The organism is Microbacterium paludicola (genome assembly GCF_039529675.1).
Classification (GTDB): domain Bacteria; phylum Actinomycetota; class Actinomycetes; order Actinomycetales; family Microbacteriaceae; genus Microbacterium; species Microbacterium paludicola.
The window spans coordinates 269,962-289,973 of the sequence record NZ_BAAANG010000003.1 but is presented as its reverse complement, the minus strand read 5'-3'; the positions used below and the strand labels follow the sequence as shown (position 1 = coordinate 289,973).

Below are 20,012 nucleotides of genomic sequence, written 5' to 3'. Positions count from 1 at the left end.
ACGAAGGATCAGTATACGGCCCACCCCGCCGCGCGGTCGTGCGCGGCAGGGCGGGTCGACGACGACTCAGACGCCGACGTGCTTCTGGAAGCGGATGATCGAGGCGAACTCGTCGACGATCAGGCTCGCGCCGCCCACCAGGGCGCCGTCGACATCCGGCTGGCGCATGAAGCTCGCGATGTTCGCGGCCTTCACCGAACCGCCGTACAGGATGCGGGTGCGCGCGGCAGCGTCGTCGCCGAGCTTCGTCTTCACGACGTCGCGGAGCTTCGCGCACACCTCCTGCGCCTGCTCGGGCGTCGCCGCCTGGCCCGAACCGATCGCCCAGACCGGCTCGTACGCGACGACGATGTCCGCCGCGGCGTCCACGCCGTCGAGCGCGATCTCGAGCTGACCGACCGGCACGGCGCTGGCGCCGTGGGTCTCGAGGTCCTCCGCCGTCTCGCCCACGCAGATCACGGGGACGAGCCCGTGCTTCAGGGCCGCCTTGACCTTCGCGGCGACGATGTCGTCGCCCTCCGCGTGGTACTCACGACGCTCGGAGTGGCCGATGATGACCGATCCGACGTCGAGGCGCTTCAGGAACGCGCCGGAGATCTCGCCCGTGTACGCGCCCGACTCGTGGACGGACAGATCCTGCGCGCCGAGGCCGAACGGGATCTTGTCGGCGTCCATCAGCGTCTGCACGCTGCGCAGGTCGGTGAACGGCGGGAAGACCGACACGTCGACCGACTCGAAGTCGTGCTTCGCGTCCTTGAGCGCCCAGTGCAGCTTCTGCACGAATGCGACCGCCTGAAGGTGGTCGAGGTTCATCTTCCAGTTGCCCGCGATGAGCGGGGTGCGGATCATGCCCATCCGAGGACCTCCAGTCCGGGAAGCTTCTTGCCCTCGAGGAACTCGAGGCTGGCGCCGCCGCCGGTCGAGATGTGGCCGAAGGCCGCATCCTCGAAGCCGAGCTGGCGCACCGCCGCGGCGGAGTCGCCGCCGCCGACGACGCTGAGGCCGTCGACCTCGGTGAGCGCCTTGGCGACGACCTTCGTGCCGTTGGCGAAGTTGGGGAACTCGAACACGCCCATCGGACCGTTCCAGAACACCGTCTTGGAGCCGCGGACAGCCTCGGCGAACGCCGCGGCGCTGTCGGGGCCGATGTCGAGGCCGATGCCGGAGGCGCCGAAGGGCGTGTCCTCGATGGCGTCTGCCGCGGTCACGGCGTGCTCCGCGTCGGCGCCGAACTTGGCGGCGACGACGATGTCGGTCGGCAGGACGAGCTCGACGCCCTTCTCCTGCGCCTCGCGGATGTATCCGCGCACCTTCTCGAGCTGGTCCTCCTCGAGGAGGCTGGAGCCGACCTTGTGGCCCTGGGCGGCGAGGAAGGTGAAGAGCATCCCGCCGCCGATCAGCAGGCGGTCAACGCGCGGGAGCAGGTGGTCGATGACGCCGAGCTTGTCGGACACCTTCGAGCCGCCGAGGACGACCGTGTAGGGCCGCTCCGGGGTCTCCGTGAGGCGGTCGAGCACCTCGAGCTCCGTCGCGATCAGCAGGCCAGCCGCGCTCGGCAGCCGCTGCGCGAGGTCGTAGACGCTCGCCTGCTTGCGGTGGACGACGCCGAAGCCATCCGAGACGAGCACGTCGCCGAGGGCGGCGACCTGCTCGGCGAAGGCGCCGCGCTCCGCGTCGTCCTTCGACGTCTCGCCCGGGTTGAAGCGCAGGTTCTCGAGGACGGCGATGTCGCCGTCCTCGAGGGCCGCGACCGCATCCCGAGCCGACTCGCCGACCGTGTCCCGCGCGAACGCGACCGGCTTGCCGAGCAGCTCGGACAGTCGCTGCGCGACCGGCTCCAGGCTGTACTTGGCGTCGGGCGCGCCCTCGGGACGACCGAGGTGCGAGACGACGATCACGCGGGCTCCCGCGTTGATCAGGGCGTTCAGGGTGGGGAGCGACGCGCGCACGCGCCCGTCGTCCGTGATCGTGCCGTCCTTGAGGGGGACGTTGAGGTCGCAGCGCACGATGACGCGCTTGCCGGCGACCGAACCGAGGGAATCGAGAGTTCGCAGAGACATCGATCCGACTCTACCGCGCGGCATCCGCTCTCACAGGACGCACGACGAAGGCCCGCCGGCAACCGGGGATCCGGTGCCGACGGGCCTCAGGTGACGTCAGATCAGAGCTGCGCGCCCACGTACTCGGCGAGGTCGACGAGACGGTTCGAGTAGCCCCACTCGTTGTCGTACCAGGCCGACACCTTCGCCAGGTTGCCGGCGACGCTCGTCAGGCCCGAGTCGAAGATCGACGAGTGCTGGTTGAGCTGGATGTCGCTCGAGACCAGCGGGTCGGTCGAGAACTGCAGGATGCCGTTGAGGCGGCCCTCCGAGGCGGCCGCCTGGTACGCGGCGTTGATCTCGTCGACGGTGAGACCGTCCTTCGTGACCAGCGTCAGGTCGACGATCGAGCCGGTGGGCACCGGCACGCGGTAGCTGGTGCCGTCGAGCTTGCCGTTCAGCTCGGGCAGCACGAGGCCGATCGCCTTGGCGGCACCGGTCGAGGTCGGCACGATGTTGATCGCCGCGGCGCGCGCACGACGCAGGTCGCTGTGCGGGCCGTCCTGCAGGTTCTGGTCGGCCGTGTAGGCGTGAGCGGTCATCATGAAGCCGCGCTCGATGCCGAAGGCGTCGTTGAACACCTTCGCCAGCGGGGCGAGCGCGTTCGTGGTGCACGAGGCGTTCGAGATGACGTGGTCGTTCGCCGCGTCGTACTTGTCCTCGTTGACGCCCATCACGAAAGTCGGGGCCGGGCCGGAGGCCGGGGCCGAGATGAGGACCTTCTTGGCGCCGCCGGCGAGGTGCTTCGCTGCCTCGTCGGGCTTGGTGAAGCGACCGGTCGACTCGATGACGATGTCGGCGCCGATCTCGCCCCACGGGAGGGCGGAGGGGTCGCGCTCGGCGAACGCCTTGATGACGTGGCCGTCAACCGTGATCGACTGCTCGTCGAAGGTCACGTCCTTGCCCAGCGGGCCACCCACCGAGTCGAACTTCAGCAGCTGCGCGAGCGCCTTGTTGTCGGTGAGGTCGTTGACACCGACGATCTCGATGTCGGCGCCCTGCGCGAGAGCTGCGCGGACGAAGTTGCGGCCGATGCGGCCGAAGCCGTTGATTCCGATCCTGACGGACACTGAGGTCTCCTGTAGGTCATGCGCGCTGCGCGCGCGGTTTGGTGGTGACGGGGCGTCCCGGCGGGCAGGCACCCCGACGGGACCTCCGTCGGTCAGCCGGCGACGAGCAGTCCGGCGGTCTTCTCACGGGCGGCGGTGAAGCGAGCGGAGACATCCTGCCAGTTGGCGATGTTCCAGAACGCCTTGACGTACTCCGCCTTCACGTTGAGGTAGTCGAGGTAGAACGCGTGCTCCCACATGTCGAGCATGAGGAGGGGCGTCACGCCCAGCGGCACGTTCGCCTGCTGGTCGAACAGCTGGAAGATCGAGAGGCGCTGGCCGATGGCGTCCCACGCGAGGACAGACCAGCCGGAGCCCTGGATGCCGTTGGCGACGGCGGCGAAGTGCGCCTGGAACGCGGCGAACGAACCGAACTGGTCGGCGATGGCCGCGGCGAGCTCGCCCTCGGGCTCTCCCCCACCGTTCGGCGAGAGGTTGTTCCAGAAGATCGTGTGGTTGGTGTGTCCGCCGAGGTGGAACGCGAGGTCCTTCTCGAGCTTGTTCACGTTGGCGAAGTCACCGCTCTCGCGGGCGGCGGCGAGCTGCTCGAGCGCCGTGTTCGCACCGGCGACATACACGGCGTGGTGCTTGTCGTGGTGCAGCTCCATGATCTTGCCGCTGATGTGCGGCTCGAGTGCTGCGTAGTCGTAAGGCAGGTCGGGGAGGGTGTAGACAGCCATGCGAAGTTCCCATCCGCGCCGGGGTTGCCGACGCTATCGGTGTGCCTCCTCGTCGCTCTCGCGACGGGACCGGACGAGATTCATCCTAGTGAGCAAGGAAGACCTCGGGATGCCCGATGACAGGATCGCGCGACCGGTTCCTCAGGAACCGGCGGGGACGGCCGCCTCGGTGCCGGGGATGCCCTCCTGCTCGGCGCGCTTGTCCGCCATCGCCAGCAGGCGGCGGATGCGGCCGGCGACGGCGTCCTTCGTCAGCGGCGGGTCGGCGTGGTGGCCGAGCTCGTCGAGGCTTGCGTCGCGGTGCGCGAGGCGCAGGTCGCCGGCCTGGCGCAGGTGCGGCGGCACGTCCTCGCCGAGGATCTCCAGCGCGCGCTCGACGCGGGCGCACGCGGCGACGGCCGCCTGCGCGGAGCGACGCAGGTTCGCGTCGTCGAAGTTCACGAGGCGGTTCACGCCGGCGCGCACCTCACGGCGCTGACGCAGCTGGTCCCACTCGGTCGCGGTCTGCGCCGCGCCCATCGCCACGAGCATGCCGCGGATCGCCTCCGCCTCGCGGACGACCACGCGCGGAACGCCGCGCACCTCGCGGGCCTTCGCGGCGACGCCGATGCGGTGTGCGGCGCCGACGAGCGCCATGCCGGCCTCGCCGGTCGGGCACGCGATCTCCAGCGAGGCGGAGCGGCCGGGCTCGGAGAGGCTGCCCGAGGCGAGGAACGCGCCGCGCCAGACGGCGGCGAGGTCGTCGCGCGATCCGGTGGTGAGCTTGTTCGGCAGGCCGCGCACGGGGCGGCGACGCACGTCGAGGAGCCCCGTCTGGCGCGCGAGGGTCTCGCCGCCGTCGACGACGCGCACGGCGAAGTACTCGCCCTCGCGGCTTCCGGAGCCCTGGATGCGGGCGAGCTCGGGGCGGACGCCGTAGATCTCGGCGATGTCGCGCGCCGTGCGGCGGGCGAGCTCAGGCGTGTCGACCTCGGCCTCGACCGCCACGCGTCCGGCGATCGAGTGCAGCCCCCCGGCGAACCGCAGCAGCGCGGTCAGCTCGGCGACGCGCACCGACGGTCGCGGGTCGCGCACGGCGACCAATTCGGCCTTGACATCGGCGGTCAGAGACACCGTTCTCCCTACTTCACAGACTGCAGCGCCATGCTCGGCGCGAAGAGACAGCCTACCTGCTGGGGGCCCCTCGCCACCGGGGGCGACTTCCCAGCGGAGGGCGCTAGTCGGGAGCTCCGGGCCGCTACTCCCGCCCGAGGTCGCGGTGACGCACCCGCACGGCGACGCCAGGGACATCCTTGAGCCGCTCCGCCAGCGCGATCGCCATCGCGACCGAGCGGTGCTTGCCGCCGGTGCATCCGATCGCAACGGTCGAGTGACGCTTGTTCTCGCGCTGGTAGCCGGCGAGCACCGGGCGCAGGGCTGTCGCGTACGCGTCGAGGAACTCGGATGCGCCCTCCTGGGCCATCACGTACTCGCTGACGTCGCTGTCCTCGCCCGTCAGCCCTCGGAGGTCGTCGTTCCAGAACGGGTTCGGCAGGAAGCGCATGTCGGCGACGAGGTCGGCGTCGGGCGGCAGCCCGTACTTGAAGCCGAAGCTCTGCACCGTCAGCGCGTGGGCCGGCGCCTCGGCGTCGGCGAAGAGGTCGCTCACCCGGTTGGCCAGCTGATGGATGTTGAAGCGCGACGTGTCGATGATCACGTCGGCGCTCTCCCGCAGCGGCGCGAGGACCGCGCGCTCGCGATGGATCCCGTCCACGAGCGTGCCGTTGCCCTGCAGCGGGTGCGGGCGGCGCACTGCCTCGAATCGCCGCACGAGCACGTCGTCGGAGGCGTCCAGGAACACCACGCGCAGGTTGCTGCTGTCGCGGATCGCCTGCGCCTCCGCGGGGAGCTCCGCGAACAGGTCGCGGCCGCGGACGTCGACGACCGCTGCAACCCGCGGGAGCTGCCCGCCGAGTCGGCCCGCGAGATCCAGCAGCGGACGCAGCATCTGCGGCGGCAGGTTGTCGACCACGTACCAGTCGAGGTCTTCCAGGGCGTTCGCCACCGTCGATCGCCCGGCGCCGGACATGCCGGTGACGATGAGCACCTCCCCGGTGACAGTGGTGTCCTCGGGGCGGCGTGCTTCGTCGGCGATCATCGCTTCCAGCCTATGGGGTGGGGGCTTCCTCGCGGAGGTCTCCCTGCAGATGACGGAAGACCGTCTCGGCGAGCTTCGGGCCGATCCCGGGCAGCTCCTCGATCTGCGCGACGGTCGCGCCGCGCAGCGCCGACACCGACCCGAAGTGCCGCAGCAGCGCCCGGATGCGCGCGTCGCCGAGACCCGGGACCTCGCTCAGCACGCTGCGGATGTCGCGCTTGCGCCGACGACGCTGGTGCGAGATCGCGAAGCGGTGCGCCTCGTCGCGCAGGCGCTGCACGAGATACAGCGCCTCGCTCGTGCGCGGCAGGATCACCGGGAAGTCGTCGCCCGGCAGCCAGATCTCCTCGAGCCGCTTGGCGATGCCGCACAGCGCGATCTCCTCGTGCCCGGACTCGCGCAGCGCGCGGGCGGCGGCCTCGACCTGCGGCTTGCCGCCGTCGACGATCAGGAGCTGCGGCGGGTAGGCGAACCGGGGGCGCTTCTTCACGACGGCGCCCTCCTCGCTCGGGGCGGCCTCCGGCTCGTCCGGGCGGTCGAGATGCGCGAGCCGGCGTGTGAGCACCTGGTGGATCGAGTCGGTGTCGTCGGTGGTCTCGGCGATCGAGAACGACCGGTACTGATCCTTCCGCGGCAGCCCGTCCTCGAACACGACCATCGAGCCGACGACGTTCGTCCCCTGCAGGTGCGAGATGTCGAAGCACTCGATCCGCAGCGGCGCCTCGTCCATGCCGAGCGCCTCCTGCAGATCGCCGAGGGCCTGCGTGCGGGCCGAGTAGTCGCTCGTGCGCCGCGTCTTGTGCCGCAGCAGCGCCTGCTGGGCGTTCAGCGTCGCGTTGCGGAGCAGTTCGGCGCGCTGGCCGCGCTGGGCGACGGCGATCTCCACGGACTTCCCGCGCTTGCCGCGCAGCCACTGCTCGAGCTCGTCGGCATCGGGCGGCAGCACCGGGACGAGCACCCGGCGCGGGATGTCGGCAGGTGCGGCGTCGCCGTAGACCCGCTGCAGGATCTGGTCGACGAGGTCGCCGCCCGAGATGTCGAGCTCCTTGTCGATGGTCGTGGAGCTGACGCCGCGGACGCGTCCGCCACGGATCACGAAGTGCTGCACGGCGGCCGACAGCTCGTCCTCGGCGATGCCGAACAGGTCGGCGTCGGTGTCGGCCGGCAGCACGAGCGCGCTCTTGTTGAGCACTGCCTCGATCGAGGCGAGCTTGTCGCGCAGCACGGCGGCGTGCTCGTAGTCCATCGCGGCGGCCGCCGCCTTCATGCGTGCGGTGAGGTCGCGCGTGAAGCGCTCGTCGCCGCCCTGCATGAACGCGATGAAGTCGTCGACGATCGCGCGGTGCTCGGCGATCGTGACGCGGTGGGAGCACGGCCCGCCGCACTTGCCGATCTGACCGGGGAAGCAGGGCCGCCCGGTCTGCATCGCGCGCTTGTACGACGAGTCGCTGCAGGTGCGGATCGGGAACACCTTGATCATCAGATCGATGGTGTCGTGCACCGCCCAGACCTTCGGGAACGGGCCGAAGTACTTCGCCCCGGGGATGCGCCGGTTGCGGGTCACCATAACGCGCGGCGCCTCGTCGGCGAGCGTGATCGCCATGAAGGGGTACGACTTGTCGTCGCGGTAGCGGACGTTGTACGGCGGATCGAACTCCTTGATCCACTGGTACTCGAGCTGCAGCGAGTCGACATCCGTCGGCACGACCGTCCACTCGACGGACGCCGCGGTCGTGACCATCCGGCGCGTGCGCTCGTGGAGCGTGTGGAGCGGCGCGAAGTAGTTCGAGAGCCGCTGACGCAGGTTCTTCGCCTTGCCCACGTAGAGCACCCGCCCGTGCGCGTCGCGGAACCGGTAGACGCCCGGATTGGTCGGGATCTCCCCCGGCTTCGGCTTGTAGGCGAGCTGCTCGCGCATCAGCCCGCCTTGCGGGCCCGCTCCCGCATGCCGAGCACCTCGGCGAGGAACTCGCCGGTGTGGCTTCCCTCGACGGTGGCGACCTGCTCGGGCGTGCCGGTGGCGATGATCTGACCACCGCCCGAGCCGCCTTCCGGCCCGAGGTCGATGATCCAGTCGGCGGACTTGATCACGTCGAGGTTGTGCTCGATCACGATCACCGTGTTGCCCTTCTCGACGAGGCTGTCGAGCACCTCGAGCAGGCGGCGCACGTCCTCGAAGTGAAGACCCGTGGTCGGCTCGTCGAGCACGTACACGCTGCGGCCGTTGCTGCGGCGCTGGAGCTCGGTCGCGAGCTTCACGCGCTGCGCCTCGCCGCCCGAGAGCGTCGTGGCGGACTGGCCGAGGCGCACGTAGCCGAGCCCCACGTCGACGAGGGTCTTCATGTAGCGGTGGATGGCCTGGATCGGCTCGAAGAACTCGGCCGCCTCGGCGATCGACATCTCGAGCACCTCGGCGATGTTCTTCCCCTTGTAGTGGACCTGCAGGGTGTCGCGGTTGTACCGCTTGCCGTGGCAGACCTCGCAGTCGACGTACACGTCGGGGAGGAAGTTCATCTCGATCTTCAGCGTGCCGTCTCCCGAGCACGCCTCGCAGCGGCCGCCCTTGACGTTGAAACTGAAGCGCCCGGCCTGGTAGCCGCGGACCTTCGCCTCGGGCGTCTCGGCGAACAGGTTGCGGATGCGGTCGAACACGCCCGTGTAGGTCGCGGGGTTCGACCGCGGCGTGCGCCCGATAGGTGCCTGGTCGACGTGCACGACCTTGTCGAGGTGCTCGAGGCCCGTCACCCGGGTGTGCTTGCCGGCGACGCGGCGCGCGCCGTTGAGGCGCGTCGCGAGCACCTCGTAGAGGATGTCGTTCACGAGCGTGGACTTGCCCGATCCGCTGACGCCGGTGACGGCCGTCAGCACGCCAAGCGGGAAATCGGCCGTGACGTCGCGCAGGTTGTTCTCGCGCGCGCCGACGACCGAGAGCATGCGCTTGCGGTCGATGCGGCGGCGCTTCTTGGGCGTCGGGATCTCGCGGCGCCCCGCGAGATAGTCGCCCGTGATCGAGCTCTTGTCCGCGAGCAGCTGCTCGTAGGGGCCCGAGTGGACGACCTGTCCGCCGCCCTCGCCCGCGCCGGGACCGATGTCGACGACCCAGTCGGCCGCCTCGATCGTCTCCTCGTCGTGCTCGACGACGACGAGGGTGTTGCCGAGGTCGCGCAGCGTGACGAGGGTCTCGATCAGGCGGCGGTTGTCGCGCTGGTGAAGGCCGATCGACGGCTCGTCGAGCACGTACAGCACGCCGGTCAGGCCCGTGCCGATCTGCGTCGCCAGGCGGATGCGCTGCGCCTCGCCGCCCGAGAGCGAGCCCGCCGCGCGGCTGAGCGTGAGGTAGTTGAGGCCGACCCGGATGAGGAAGTCGAGCCGGACGCGGATCTCGCGCAGCACCTGGGCGGCGATGTGCGCCTCACGGTCGGTGAGCGTGAGCAGCTCCATGAAGCCCCGGGCGTCCTCGAGGCTGAGGTGCGAGACCTCGGCGATCGAGCGGTCGTGCACCTTGACGGCGAGCACCTCGGGCTTGAGCCGGTCGCCGTCGCAGACGGGGCACGGCACCTCGCGCAGGTACTCGGACCAGCGCTGGCGCTGCGTGTCGCTCTCGGCCTGCGACCACTGGCGCTCGATGTACGGCACGACGCCCTCGAAGCCGCTCGCGTAGCGGACCTCACGGCCCCAGCGGTTCTTGTAGCGGACGTTGACGTTGTAGCCCTCTCCGTAGAGCACGGCGTCCTTGACCGCCTGCGGCAGCGCGCGCCACGGGGTGTCGAGCGAGAAGCCAAGGTCATGCGCGAGACCGACGAGCAGCCGTTCGTAGTACTGGAACAGGCCCTTTCCCTGCGTGGTCCAGGGCACGATGACGCCCTCGCGGATCGACAAGTCCTCGTCGCCGAGCATGAGCTCGACGTCGACCGACATCCGCGTGCCGAGACCCGAGCACGCGGGGCACGCGCCGAAGGGCGCGTTGAACGAGAACGTGCGGGGCTCGATCTCGGTCAGCTGCAGGGCGTGACCGTTCGGGCACGACAGCTTCTCGGAGAAGGACTGCCAGGCGTCATCCCCCTCCTCGTCGACGAAGTTGACCTGCAGCACGCCGCCCGCGAGGCCCAGGGCGGTCTCGACGGAGTCGGTGATGCGCCCGAGCATGTTCTCGCGCGAGACGAGCCGGTCGATCACGACGGAGATGTCGTGCTTGTAGCTCTTCTTGAGCGTCGGCGGCTCGGCGAGCTGGATCAGGTCGCCGTCGACGATCGCGCGCGAGTAGCCCTTTGCACCGAGCTCCTTGAAGAGGTCGACGAACTCGCCCTTCTTCTGGCTGACGATGGGCGCGACCACCTGGTAGCGCGTGCCCTCCGGGAGCGCGTTGAGCTGGTCGGCGATCTGCTGCACCGTCTGGCGCTGGATCTTCTCGCCGCACTGCGGGCAGTGCGGGACGCCGATGCGCGCCCACAGCAGGCGCATGTAGTCGTAGATCTCGGTGATCGTGCCGACGGTCGACCGCGGGTTGCGGTTCGTCGACTTCTGATCGATCGAGACCGCGGGACTCAGACCCTCGATGAAGTCGACGTCCGGGCGGTCGACCTGCCCGAGGAACTGGCGGGCGTAGGCGCTGAGCGACTCGACATAGCGGCGCTGGCCCTCCGCGAAGATCGTGTCGAACGCCAGGCTCGACTTGCCCGACCCCGAGAGGCCGGTGAAGACCACCATCGAATCGCGCGGGATCTCGAGGTCGACGTTCTTCAGATTGTGCACGCGGGCACCGCGCACACTGATCTTTCCGGGGCTGGAGACAGGGACGATCGGCACCCGACAAGTCTAGGTGCCCCCACCGACATGCGGACCTTTGTTCGAAGTTCCGGGCCCGATCCCCAGGCGAACCCCAGCCTCAGGCGAGCTTGTCCAGCCTGCACGAGAACGGCTTCAGGGCATCCCGCAGGGACGCGACCTCCGCGGGCGTCATGCCCACGCGCTCCATGACCTGCATCGGCACGGAGAGCGCCTGCTCGCGCAGCGCGCGGCCCGCGTCGGTGAGATCGATGTCGAGGCGACGCTCGTCGTCCGAGCGCCGACTGCGGCGCACGAGGCCCTGCGCCTCGAGGCGCTTCACGAGAGGCGACGCGGTGGCGGGATCGAAGGCGAGCTCCTCGGCGACCTCGCCGAGGCTGCGCGGCGAGCTCTCCCAGAGCGCGAGCATCACGAGGTACTGCGGGTGCGTCAACCCGAGCGGCTCGAGGATCGGCCGGTAGATGGACACGACGTTGCGCGCCGCGGTCACGATCGCGAAGCAGAGCTGGTTCTCCAGCGCAAGCAGATCTTCCTGAAGCTCGGACACCCGTACAGTCTCACACACCAGGTCTTTAGTGGACTAAGCGTTAGTCTTTAGTACACTAAGCATCATGAGTGACAAGGCCCCGCTGCGCGACCGCGTCCGGGAGGCCGGCGGCCTCTACCAGTGGTTCAACGCGACCCTCATCCGCCTCGCCGGCCCGCCGCACGTCAGCCCGAACCTGCCGCGGAACCGCGACGGCGACGTCTGCGCCCACTGCGGGCGCCGCAAGGACGAGCACACGCGCTCGGGCGACGGCACGCTTCACTGCCCGACGCCCCTCTAGGCAAGCGCCGGGCTACGCGTGGCCCGCCTTCTCCATCTGCCGCAGCTCGCGCTTGAGGTCCTGCACCTCGTCGCGCAGGCGCGCGGCGAGCTCGAACTTGAGCTCCTCGGCCGCCGCGAGCATCTGCTTGCTGAGATCGGCGATCGTGTCCTCGAGCTGCTGGGCGCCCTCGGCCGCGAGGCCCTCGCGCTTGCGCACCGGCGTCGGGGTCTTGCTCTTACCGCTCTTCGCCCGCGCCGCATCGCGCTTCGACAGCATCGCGTCGGTGTCGGCGCCCTCGCGCGCAAGCTGATCCGTGATGTCCGCGATGCGCTTGCGCAGCGGCGTCGGGTCGATGCCGTTCTCGAGGTTGTACGCGATCTGGATCTCGCGACGCCGCTCGGTCTCGTCGATCGCGTTCCTCATCGAGTCTGTGATCCGGTCGGCGTACATGTGCACCTGGCCGGACACGTTGCGCGCCGCGCGTCCGATGGTCTGGATGAGAGATGTCCCCGAGCGCAGGAAGCCCTCCTTGTCGGCGTCGAGGATCGCGACGAGCGACACCTCCGGCAGGTCGAGGCCCTCGCGCAGCAGGTTGATACCCACGAGCACGTCGTACACGCCCTGACGCAGCTCGGTGAGCAGCTCGACGCGGCGCAGGGTGTCGACATCCGAGTGGAGGTAGCGCACGCGCACGCCGTGCTCGCCCAGGAAGTCGGTGAGCTCCTCGGCCATCTTCTTGGTGAGGGTCGTCACCAGCACGCGCTCGTCGCGCTCGACGCGGACGCGGATCTCCTCGAGAAGGTCGTCGATCTGCCCCTTCGAGGGCTTCACCACGATCTCGGGGTCGATGAGGCCCGTCGGGCGGATGATCTGTTCGACCACGCCGTCAGCGATGCCCATCTCGTACTTGCCGGGGGTGGCCGAGAGGTACACGGTCTGACCGATGCGGTTCTTGAACTCGTCCCACCGGAGGGGGCGGTTGTCCATGGCGCTGGGAAGCCGGAAGCCGTGCTCGACGAGCGTGCGCTTGCGCGAGGCGTCTCCCTCGTACATCGCGCCGATCTGCGGCACCGTCACGTGCGACTCGTCGATCACGAGCAGGAAGTCATCCGGGAAGAAGTCGAGCAGCGTGTGCGGCGGCTCGCCCGCCATGCGCCCGTCGAGGTGGCGCGAGTAGTTCTCGATGCCCGAGCAGAAGCCGAGCTGCTGGAGCATCTCGAGGTCGAACGTCGTGCGCATCCGCAGGCGCTGCGCCTCGAGCAGCTTGCCCTGCGACTCGAGCTCCTTCAGGCGCTCCTCGAGCTCGTGCTCGATGGTCTTGATCGCGCGCTGGATGGTGTCGGTTCCCGCCGCGTAGTGCGTCGCGGGGAAGATCGCGATGGCGTCGAGCCGCTCGATCACGTCGCCCGTGAGCGGGTGCAGCTTGTACAGCGCCTCGATCTCGTCGCCGAAGAGCTCGATGCGGATCGCGTGCTCCTCGTAGACGGGGATGATCTCGATCGTGTCGCCGCGCACCCGGAAGTTGCCGCGCGAGAAGTCGACGTCGTTGCGGTTGTACTGCATGCCGATGAACTGGCGGATGAGCGCGTCGCGGTCGTAGCGCTCCCCCACCTGCAGCGCGACGAGCGCCCGGAGGTACTCCTCGGGCGAGCCGAGGCCGTAGATGCACGAGACGGTGCTGACCACGACGACGTCGCGGCGGCTGAGCAGCGAGTTCGTCGTCGAGTGGCGCAGTCGCTCGACCTCGGCGTTGATCGACGAGTCCTTCTCGATGAAGGTGTCCGTCTGCGGCACGTACGCCTCTGGCTGGTAGTAGTCGTAGTACGAGACGAAGTACTCGACCGCGTTGTTCGGCATCAGGTCGCGGAACTCGTTGGCCAGCTGCGCGGCGAGCGTCTTGTTGTGCGCCATCACGAGCGTCGGTCGCTGCACCTGCTCGATCAGCCAGGCGGTCGTGGCCGACTTTCCCGTACCGGTCGCGCCGAGCAGCACGACGTCGGTCTCGCCCGCGTTGATGCGAGCCGCGAGCTCGGCGATCGCCTTCGGCTGGTCGCCGGACGGCATGTACTCGCTGACCACCTCGAACGGGCGCACGCTCCGCGTCGTCTGCATGTTCCAAGCCTAGGAGGGGCCACCGACACGGGGCCCGGGCTTCGCTGGAGGCGGAACCTCAGGCCTCGACGGCGCCGAGCGGATCGCCGACGGCGACGGCCCCTCCGACGTCGACGCGGTGGCGCAGGATGCCGGCGCGGTGCGCCGCCACCGTCGTCTCCATCTTCATCGCGTCCATCACCGCGACATCCCGCCCCTCCTCGACGGCGCCGCCGTCCTCGATGAGCCAGCGCACCACTGCACCGGGTACGGGCGCGGCGAGGACCGACGGATCCGCGGCGGCGGCCGGCGTCGGGGCGGGCGCGGCGCTCGCGAATCCGGAGAGCAGGTCCGCCGGCAGACCGACCACGACCCGACGGCCGTCGAGCTCGATCGGGAAGCGACGCAGCCCCGCATCGGGCACCGGCTCCGGGCGCGGCTGCACCTCGATGCGCGGCATCAGCTCGGCCTCGATCCACTGCGTGTGGACGGCGAAGCCCGTCGTCGAGAACGCCGGATCGGCGAGCATCTCGCGGGCGAACGGCGCCACGGTCGCGACGCCGTCGACCGCGAGCTCCCGCAGCGCGCGGCGCGCGCGGACGAGCGCGGCGTCCCGATCCGGGGCCGAGACGATGAGCTTCGCGATGAGCGAGTCGAAGGCGGGCTGCACGGCGTCCCCCGCCTCGATGCCGCCGTCCCACCGGACGCCCGGCCCGGCCGGGATCCGCAGCCCCGTCACCGCACCGGGGCTCGGCAGGAAGCCTCGCCCGGGATCCTCGGCGTTGATCCGCACCTCGATCGCGTGACCGACCGGAACGGGCGTGGCCGAGAGCGAGAGCCCCTCCCCCGCGGCGATGCGCAGCTGCTCGCGCACGAGGTCGACGCCCGTGACGGCCTCGGTCACGGGGTGCTCGACCTGCAGCCGCGTGTTCACCTCGAGGAACGAGATGACGCCGTCCTCGCCCATCAGGAACTCGACGGTGCCGGCGCCGCGATAGGACACCGCGGCGCAGATGTCGCGGGCGGCCGCGTGGATCCGCGAGCGCTGCTCGTCGGTCAGCCCGGGGGCGGGGGCCTCCTCGACGAGCTTCTGGTTGCGCCGCTGCAGCGAGCAGTCGCGGTCGCCCACGACGATGACCGTGCCGGCCCCGTCGCCCAGCACCTGCGCCTCGATGTGCCGCGGGCGGTCGAGGAAGCGCTCGACGAAGCACTCGCCGCGCCCGAAGGCCGCGACGGCCTCACGCGACGCCGATGCGAACGCCTCGGCCACGTCCTCCAGGCGCCGGGCGACCTTGAGCCCGCGGCCGCCGCCGCCGAACGCGGCCTTGATCGCGATGGGGAGACCGTGTTCGCGCGCGAAGGCGACGGCCTCGTCCGCCGAGCCGAGCGGCCCGTCGGTGCCGGGCACCAGCGGCGCGCCGACCCGCTGCGCGATGCCGCGTGCGGTGATCTTGTCGCCGAGCGCCTCGATGCTCTCGGGGCTGGGACCGATCCAGATGAGGCCGGCGTCCTCGACCGCGCGTGCGAACGCCGCGCTCTCGGACAGGAACCCGTATCCGGGGTGCACGGCGTCGGCGCCCGAGGCGGCCGCCGCCGCGAGCAGCCGCTCGATGGACAGGTAGCTGTCGGCCGCGGTCGCGCCGCCCAGCGCGTGTGCCTCGTCGGCGAGACGCACGTGCATCGCGTCGGCGTCCTGATCCGCGTACACGGCGACCGAGGTCTTCCCGGCCTCCGACAGCGCGCGGATCACGCGGACCGCGATCTCTCCGCGATTGGCGATGAGCACCTTCTGCACGTCAGACTCCTGTCTCGCTGCGGCCCGCGCCGGCGTCGGCGAGGCGGAAGCGGATGCGCGCGCCGGGCGGCAGCTGCCCGGCGAGGTCGAGGTCGGCGTCGATCACGGCGCCGATGATGGGGTATCCGCCGGTGAGCGGATGGTCGGGGAGGAACAGCACCGGCTGTCCGTCGGGTGGAACCTGGATCGCGCCGGTCACGGCGCCCTCGCTCGGCAGCTCGCCGGCGACCGCCCGCTCGAGGGGCGCGGCGCCCTCGAGCCGGATGCCGACGCGGTCGGAGCGCGGCGTGACGAGCCATTCCTGCTCGAGCAGGGTGCGCAGGCCTGCGGCGGTGAACCAGTCGTCGCGCGGGCCGAGCACGATCCGCAGCGTCACGCGATCGCCGGCGACCGGGAGCGGATCGCGGGGCGCCGGGAACGGCTCGACCGCGGACGGCGCGGCGGCCGGTCCGCGCAGCGGGATCGCGGCACCCGCGGCGAGGGGCGACCCGCCGTGCGGGCCCGCCCCGAGGCCCGCGAGCGTGTCGCTCGCGAGGCTGCCGAGGGCGGGTTCGAGGTCGAGTCCGCCGCGCACCGCGATCACGGCGCGCAGTCCGTCCCGCGCGGGTCCGAGCCGCAGCTCGTCGCCGTCCTCGATCGCGGCGGGCTCGGCGTCGGTCACGGCGAACTCGACGCCGTCGGCCCTCACGATGACCGGATCCATCCGCGCACCCGCGACGGCGACGACGCCCGCCCCGCGGAACCGCAGGATCGCGCCTCCCCCGGCGAGCTCGAACGCCGCCGAGCCGGGCAGGTTCCCGACCGTGCGGTTCGCGCGCCGCAGCGCCCCGCGGTCGGCCGCTCCGGATGCCGAGACGCCGAGCGCCGCGTTGCCGGGCCGTCCGAGGTCCTCGATCACGAGCTGCAGCCCGGGACGGATCACCTCGACCTGGAACGGGCCCTCGTGCGCGGCGGGAACTGCCTGCACCGCGGCGGCGGCGATCGGCTCCCGCCCCGCCCGCTCGAAGCGGACGACGGTGCCGGGCGCCAGGAGCGCCGGCGGGTCGCGGTGGAGATCCCACATCACGGCGTCCGTGCGGCCGATCAGCTGCCACCCGCCCGGGCTCTCGCGCGGGTAGACGCCCGAGAACGTTCCCGCGAGGGCGACGGAGCCGGCCGGGATCCGCGTGCGTGCGGTCGGCCGGCGCGGCACGTCGAACACGGGATCGTCGCCGACGAGATACCCGAAGCCGGGCGCGAAGCCCGTGAACGCGACGCGCCAGGTCGCGGCGATGTGCCGGGCGACCACCTCGTCCTCCGTCAGCCCCAGCAGCCGCGCGACCTCGGCGAGATCCTCGCCGCCGTAGTGAACGGGGATGGTCACCGATCCGGCGTCGGGCGCGGCATCCGCCACCGCCGTCAGTTCGGCGATCCTGCGCCGAAGCGCGTCGGGAGGCACGGCGCCCGGGTCGAACCGCACCAGCACCGTGCGCGCGGCGGGGATGAGCTCCTCGACTCCCGGGAGCGCGGCGGCCTCGAGGGCGGCATGCAGCCGCATCGCCCCCTCGAGGTCGTTCTCCTCCACGAGCAGCGCGCGATCGGAGGCCGCAAGGACGCGCCTCACGCCAGGTACTCCGCATCCGGGACATCGGTGAGGAACATGTGCCCGGGAGCATGCGTGACGGCAAACGGCGGGCGCGACGCCATGATGGCGGCCTGCGGGGTCACCCCGCAGGCCCAGAACACCGGCACCTCGCCGTCGCGGATCTCGGGGGCGTCGCCGAACTCGGGGGCCTGCAGGTCGGCGATGCCGAGCGCGGCCGGATCGCCGACGTGCACGGGCGCGCCGTGGACCGCCGGGTACCGCCCCGAGATCGTCACCGCGTCCGCCACCCGGCCCGCGGGGATCGGCCGCATCGACACGACGAGCTCGCCGCGCAGCCGCCCGGCCGGCTCGCACTGGCGCGCCGTGCGGTACATCGGCACGTTGCGGTCGAGCTCGCGATGCCGGATCGGGATGCCCGCGTCCGCGAGGCCCGCCTCGAACGTGAAGCTGCAGCCGATCAGGAAGGACACGAGGTCGGGATGCTCGTCCCACGCGGCCGACGCATCCGTCGTCTCCTCCGCCAGCTCGCCGTCCCGCCAGATCCGGTACGCCGGGATGTCCGTGCGCAGGTCCGATCCGGGTGCCATGCGCGACTCGACGGCCCCCGCGTCCAGCACCTCGAGCACGGGGCAGGGCTTGGGGTTACGCTGCGCGAACAGCAGCACGTCGTACGCCCAGTCGGCCGGCACCGAGATCAGGTTGGCCTGCACGAGGCCGTGCGCGACGCCGCTCGTGGGGGCGACGCGTCCTGCCCGGTATGCGGCGCGCGCGGCGCGGGCCTCGGCGACCGCGTCCGCCCTCACGACGTCGCTCCCGCGAACGGCGCGATGCGGATGCCCTCGGCCTCCAGCAGGTCGCGCGTGGCCCGTGCCATCTCGATCGCCCCCGCGCTGTCGCCGTGAACGCAGATCGAGTCGGCGCGCACGGGGACGAGCGTGCCGTCGACGGCCTCGATCACTCCCTCGCGCGCGAGCCGCAGCATGCGCGCGGCGACCGCCCCGGCGTCGTGCAGTACGGCGCCGGGCAGGGTGCGCGAGACGAGCTCGCCGCCGGGCGTGTACGCCCGGTCGGCGAACGCCTCGGCCGCGGTCGCGAGCCCCGCTCGCTCGGCGACGTCGATCGCGACGCCGCCGGCGAGGCCCAGCATCACGAGCGACGGGTCGACCGCGCGGATCGCCGCCACCACGTCGCGCGCCTGCCGCTCATCCCGCGCGATTGTGTTGTAGAGCGCCCCGTGCGGCTTGACGTAGCGGACGACGCCACCGACGCCGGCGGCAAGCCCGAGGAGCGCGCCGAGCTGATACTCGACGTGCGCCTGCAGCATCGCGGAGTCGACGTCCATCGCGTGCCGGCCGAACCCCTCGTAGTCCCGGTACCCCGGGTGGGCGCCGATCGTCACGCCGTTGGCGACCGCCGACGCCAGGGTGTCCCGGATGCCCTCGGGGCTGCCGGCGTGGAAGCCGCACGACACGTTGGCGCTGCTCACGATGCCGAGCATGGCGGCGTCGTCCGCCACGATCCGGTCGGGCGTGTTCTCCCCGAGGTCCGAGTTCAGATCGATCGCCGTCATGCTCAGCCTCCGATGCCGATGAACGCGAAGATGGGTCCGATCGAGACGGCGCCCATGTACCAGCTCAGCAGGGTCGCGAGCGTGCCGACGATCAGGAGCCAGATCGGGTAGCGGTAGCCGCCGAGCAGATCGCGCTGCCGGAACCAGCCGATGTACATGAAGATCGTCATGCCGATCGGCAGGATCAGGCCGTTGAACCCGCCGACGAACACGAGGATCGCGGCCGGGGCGGCGCCGATCAGCAGGTAGAACACGAGCGAGACGGCGATGAACGCCACGGTCGCCAGCTGCAGGCCCCAGCCCGAGACCAGCCGCTTCGAGAACGTCGAGATGAACGTCGCCGACGTGTAGGCGGCGCCGATCACCGAGGTGATGGCCGCGGTCCAGAAGATCGCGCCGAAGATCCGGATGCCCGCATCGCCGAGCACGGCGCCGAACGCCTGGCCGGCGGGGTTGGCCGCCTGGCTCGACAGGTCGAGCGCGACGCCGGACGCCACGACGCCCAGGATCGCGAGGAAAAGGACGTAGCGCATGATGCCCGTCACGAGGATGCCCATGACCGACGCGCGGTGGACGGCGGGCACGTTCTCCGCGCCCACGTGGCCGGAGTCGAGGTAGCGGTGGGCCCCCGCGTACGTGATGTAGCCACCGACGGTGCCGCCCACGATGGTCGTGATCGTGGCGAAGTTCAGTTCGTCGGGCACGAGCGTCTGCCGCAGCGCGTCGCCGATCGGCGGCTGCGACGCGAACGCGACGATCACGGTGAGGACGACCATCCCGACGCCCATCACCAGCACGACGGCGTCGACGATCCTGCCGGCGCGCTTGAACAGGAAGATGCCGATCGCGAGCAGCGCCGAGATGAGGCCGCCGATCTTGGGGTCGATGCCGAGCAGCGCGTTCATGCCCAGGCCGGCGCCCGCGATGTTGCCGATGTTGAAGGCGAGCCCGCCGATCACGATGAGCACCGAGAGAACGTGTCCCGAGTACGGGATCGCCGCGTTCGCCAGCTCGCCGGCCCGCTTGCCGGACACTGTGATCAGGCGCCACACGTTCATCTGCAGTGCGAAGTCGATCAGCACGGACGCGAGGATCGCGAAGGCGAACGCGGCGCCGAGCTGGGCCGTGAACGTCGCGGTCTGGGTGATGAAGCCGGGGCCGATGGCCGACGTGGCCATCAGGAAGATCGCGCCGAGGATCGCTCCGCGGCGAGAGCGGACGAAGCCCGCCGCCCGCTCGGTGGTGGTGGTCGTGTCGGTCATGTCTACGCTCCTGGGGGAAGACGGTCGGCGGGGTGACGCGTCGCGGTGGGGCTCACGACGATGTGTGGAACAACATCCCACGGATTGTTC

The 20,012-nt window shown here is 70.9% G+C and carries 16 protein-coding genes; 1 reads left to right on the top strand and 15 read right to left on the bottom strand.

Annotated features, from left to right (window positions below):
• Positions 1-66 precede the first annotated feature (66 nt).
• The 9 genes from tpiA to ABD161_RS04100 form a co-directional block, all read right to left on the bottom strand.
• Positions 67-849 (bottom strand): triose-phosphate isomerase, encoded by a 783-nt coding sequence (gene tpiA / locus ABD161_RS04140; RefSeq protein WP_406916379.1) that lies wholly within the window; start codon positions 847-849, stop codon positions 67-69.
• Positions 846-2,060: a phosphoglycerate kinase gene (locus ABD161_RS04135; RefSeq protein WP_343999953.1), complete on the bottom strand. Its 1,215-nt coding sequence runs from the start codon at positions 2,058-2,060 to the stop codon at positions 846-848. The genes tpiA and ABD161_RS04135 overlap by 4 nt, the downstream gene beginning before the upstream one ends.
• Positions 2,061-2,161: 101 nt before the next feature.
• Complete coding sequence (gene gap, locus ABD161_RS04130) at positions 2,162-3,169, bottom strand: type I glyceraldehyde-3-phosphate dehydrogenase (RefSeq protein ID WP_343999951.1); 1,008 nt, start codon at positions 3,167-3,169, stop codon at positions 2,162-2,164.
• 92 nt (positions 3,170-3,261) lie between these two features.
• Positions 3,262-3,888 carry a superoxide dismutase gene (locus ABD161_RS04125; RefSeq protein WP_343999948.1) on the bottom strand — a complete coding sequence of 209 codons (627 nt, stop codon included), beginning with the start codon at positions 3,886-3,888 and terminating at the stop codon, positions 3,262-3,264.
• Between the two features lie 141 nt (positions 3,889-4,029).
• Positions 4,030-5,001, bottom strand: coding sequence for a DNA-binding protein WhiA (gene whiA / locus ABD161_RS04120; protein WP_135113586.1), 972 nt, complete (start codon positions 4,999-5,001; stop codon positions 4,030-4,032).
• A 124-nt stretch (positions 5,002-5,125) separates the two neighbouring features.
• Complete coding sequence (gene rapZ / locus ABD161_RS04115) at positions 5,126-6,025, bottom strand: RNase adapter RapZ (protein ID WP_343999945.1); 900 nt, start codon at positions 6,023-6,025, stop codon at positions 5,126-5,128.
• A 10-nt stretch (positions 6,026-6,035) separates the two neighbouring features.
• On the bottom strand, positions 6,036-7,943 hold the full coding sequence (gene uvrC, locus ABD161_RS04110) for an excinuclease ABC subunit UvrC (protein WP_343999944.1): 1,908 nt from the start codon (positions 7,941-7,943) through the stop codon (positions 6,036-6,038).
• Positions 7,943-10,831, bottom strand: coding sequence for an excinuclease ABC subunit UvrA (gene uvrA, locus ABD161_RS04105; protein WP_343999942.1), 2,889 nt, complete (start codon positions 10,829-10,831; stop codon positions 7,943-7,945). The genes uvrC and uvrA overlap by 1 nt, the downstream gene beginning before the upstream one ends.
• 79 nt (positions 10,832-10,910) lie before the next feature.
• Positions 10,911-11,357: a MarR family winged helix-turn-helix transcriptional regulator gene (locus ABD161_RS04100; protein ID WP_343999940.1), complete on the bottom strand. Its 447-nt coding sequence runs from the start codon at positions 11,355-11,357 to the stop codon at positions 10,911-10,913.
• Positions 11,358-11,421: 64 nt separating this feature from the next.
• On the opposite strand from ABD161_RS04100, the gene ABD161_RS04095 reads away from it, so the two are divergent.
• Entirely contained in the window at positions 11,422-11,637 is a 216-nt protein-coding gene (locus ABD161_RS04095; protein ID WP_343999939.1) for a hypothetical protein, read from the top strand.
• 12 nt (positions 11,638-11,649) lie between these two features.
• Here the strand turns inward: ABD161_RS04095 and uvrB are convergent, their stop codons facing one another.
• The 6 genes from uvrB to ABD161_RS04065 are packed head-to-tail and all read right to left on the bottom strand — an operon-like array spanning position 11,650 to position 19,922.
• Positions 11,650-13,731: an excinuclease ABC subunit UvrB gene (gene uvrB / locus ABD161_RS04090; RefSeq protein WP_135113598.1), complete on the bottom strand. Its 2,082-nt coding sequence runs from the start codon at positions 13,729-13,731 to the stop codon at positions 11,650-11,652.
• Positions 13,732-13,789: 58 nt separating this feature from the next.
• Positions 13,790-15,505 carry an acetyl/propionyl/methylcrotonyl-CoA carboxylase subunit alpha gene (locus ABD161_RS04085; RefSeq protein ID WP_343999937.1) on the bottom strand — a complete coding sequence of 572 codons (1,716 nt, stop codon included), beginning with the start codon at positions 15,503-15,505 and terminating at the stop codon, positions 13,790-13,792.
• 1 nt (position 15,506) lies between these two features.
• Entirely contained in the window at positions 15,507-17,108 is a 1,602-nt protein-coding gene (locus ABD161_RS04080; protein ID WP_343999935.1) for a 5-oxoprolinase subunit B/C family protein, read from the bottom strand.
• Positions 17,105-17,893 carry a putative hydro-lyase gene (locus ABD161_RS04075; RefSeq protein ID WP_343999932.1) on the bottom strand — a complete coding sequence of 263 codons (789 nt, stop codon included), beginning with the start codon at positions 17,891-17,893 and terminating at the stop codon, positions 17,105-17,107. Before ABD161_RS04075 ends, ABD161_RS04080 begins: the two co-directional genes overlap by 4 nt.
• The gene (locus tag ABD161_RS04070; RefSeq protein WP_343999930.1) at positions 17,890-18,660 is read right to left on the bottom strand and encodes a LamB/YcsF family protein; all 771 of its coding nucleotides are present in this window, start codon (positions 18,658-18,660) and stop codon (positions 17,890-17,892) included. Before ABD161_RS04070 ends, ABD161_RS04075 begins: the two co-directional genes overlap by 4 nt.
• 2 nt (positions 18,661-18,662) lie before the next feature.
• Positions 18,663-19,922, bottom strand: a complete 1,260-nt coding sequence (locus tag ABD161_RS04065; protein WP_343999928.1) for an NRAMP family divalent metal transporter — start codon at positions 19,920-19,922, stop codon at positions 18,663-18,665.
• Between the last annotated feature and the right edge of the window lie 90 nt (positions 19,923-20,012).

Coding starts and splice junctions, on each gene's coding strand:
- tpiA (WP_406916379.1), bottom strand. CDS start 849: ATGATCCGCACCCCGCTCATCGCGGGCAACTGGAAGATGAACCTCGAC.
- ABD161_RS04135 (WP_343999953.1), bottom strand. CDS start 2,060: ATGTCTCTGCGAACTCTCGATTCCCTCGGTTCGGTCGCCGGCAAGCGC.
- ABD161_RS04125 (WP_343999948.1), bottom strand. CDS start 3,888: ATGGCTGTCTACACCCTCCCCGACCTGCCTTACGACTACGCAGCACTC.
- rapZ (WP_343999945.1), bottom strand. CDS start 6,025: ATGATCGCCGACGAAGCACGCCGCCCCGAGGACACCACTGTCACCGGG.
- uvrC (WP_343999944.1), bottom strand. CDS start 7,943: ATGCGCGAGCAGCTCGCCTACAAGCCGAAGCCGGGGGAGATCCCGACC.
- ABD161_RS04095 (WP_343999939.1), top strand. CDS start 11,422: ATGAGTGACAAGGCCCCGCTGCGCGACCGCGTCCGGGAGGCCGGCGGC.
- uvrB (WP_135113598.1), bottom strand. CDS start 13,731: ATGCAGACGACGCGGAGCGTGCGCCCGTTCGAGGTGGTCAGCGAGTAC.
- ABD161_RS04070 (WP_343999930.1), bottom strand. CDS start 18,660: ATGACGGCGATCGATCTGAACTCGGACCTCGGGGAGAACACGCCCGAC.
- ABD161_RS04065 (WP_343999928.1), bottom strand. CDS start 19,922: ATGACCGACACGACCACCACCACCGAGCGGGCGGCGGGCTTCGTCCGC.